Origin of the sequence: Massilia sp. TSP1-1-2 (assembly GCF_049896185.1) — a bacterium.
Taxonomy (GTDB): domain Bacteria; phylum Pseudomonadota; class Gammaproteobacteria; order Burkholderiales; family Burkholderiaceae_D; genus Telluria_A.
This window is the reverse complement of record NZ_JAFCTU010000151.1, coordinates 1-850: the sequence shown is the minus strand read 5'-3', so window position 1 is coordinate 850 and position 850 is coordinate 1. Positions and strand designations below refer to the sequence as shown.

Annotated in this window: 1 protein-coding gene and 1 pseudogene; both read right to left on the bottom strand. The window is 64.5% G+C overall.

Annotated features, from left to right (window positions below):
• Positions 1-617, bottom strand: a 617-nt coding sequence (locus tag ACP7BV_RS27400) for a YciI family protein (RefSeq protein WP_426108064.1), incomplete at its 3' end; no start/stop codon positions are given.
• A 52-nt stretch (positions 618-669) separates the two neighbouring features.
• Positions 670-850: pseudogene (locus ACP7BV_RS27395) on the bottom strand (YciI family protein); the annotation flags it as partial.

Genomic DNA, 850 nt, shown 5'->3' with positions numbered 1-850 from the left:
ACGCGTATCATCCAGAAGCCGGCGATCATTTCCTTGATCTCGGTGAAGGGGCCATCGATGACGGCAAAGGCATTTTTTTTCACCTTGACGCGGACCCCGCGCGCGCTGGTGCGCAGGCCGTCCGCGGCAAGCAACACGCCCGCCCTGGCTTGCTCGGCGTTGTGGGCGTCCAACGCGTCGAGCATGGCTTGCGCTACCGGTTCTTCATCCTCGAGCGCGCGCGAAGAGCGCAGCAAAATGGCAAAGCGCTTGCCCTGCGCAGCGGCGCGTTCCTGCGCACCTTCCTGCGCACCTTCTTGCCCGACGACTTGGGCGCAGCCGCCGGGGCAGCCGCTCTCGCGTATTTCCAGTTCGACCTGCGCGTCCGATGCAGGCCAGCGTTTGAGCCAGGCGACGGCCTCGCCGATGGAGGCGACGTCGATGACGGCAAAGCCAGCGATCATGTCAGCCGGGTCGGGAAATGGCCCGGGAGTGATGGTCGCTTCGCCGTTACGCAAGGTGAGGCGCACCGCATTGGCGCTAGGCTGAAGGTGCGCGAAGAGCAGGTCAGCTTCGGCGGCGGGAAGCCGGCCGGCCTCAGAGCGCTCGTCGGCGCGGCGCAGGATCATGAATTGCATTGCTTGCTCCTCATTCTGTATCGGTAGCCATCTTTTGCCTCTGCAGTACTGGCTAAGCCTGCCGCTGGGCCACCTGGGCGCGCAAGCGCTCTTCCTGCTCGCGCAGCTCGGGCGTGAACTCGGCGCCAAAGTCTTGGGCCTCGAACACTTGCCGGATCTCAATCTCGGAATCGCTTTGCATCGGATTGGGGCAGCGCCTGACCCACTCAATCGCCTCTTCCCGGGACTTGACC